The 409-nt window shown below is 44.3% G+C and carries 1 protein-coding gene; it reads left to right on the top strand.

What is annotated here, in order from left to right; translation table 11 throughout:
* Positions 1-80: 80 nt before the first annotated feature.
* On the top strand, positions 81-409 hold a 329-nt coding region (locus EUU22_RS04310; RefSeq protein WP_165351088.1), incomplete at its 3' end, for a hypothetical protein.

The raw sequence follows: 409 nt of genomic DNA, 5'->3' as shown, positions 1-409 counted from the left end.
TCCCCTGGTGTTACAAGGCCTGGACGGTGGTAGCCCGGTCATGCAACACTAATAGTCCCAGTGCAAGAAATGATTGTGGGATGGACGGAATCACCGAGCAGCAATGCAAAGACAAGGGCTGTTGTTATGATTCTAACACCCCAGGTTCTAAGTGGTGCTTTGATCCAACTCTAACAGCAGAAAAAAGTATCTGTAATCCCAACTCTCGTATAAATTGTGCAGCATCAGGTGTGCTTGAGCAACAATGCTATGCCACAAACTGTTGCTATGATGATAAAACCCCTAATATTCCATTTTGTTACCAACCACAGCGGAATCAAGTAACCGTAACATGCAACGTACCAGCGTCAGCAAAACAAAACTGTGGAACAAATAATATAACCAAGGACCAGTGCAATCTGAAAGGATG

The organism is Ciceribacter ferrooxidans, assembly GCF_004137355.1.
GTDB classification, from domain to species: domain Bacteria; phylum Pseudomonadota; class Alphaproteobacteria; order Rhizobiales; family Rhizobiaceae; genus Allorhizobium; species Allorhizobium ferrooxidans.
This window is presented reverse-complemented; position numbering and strand designations above follow the sequence as displayed.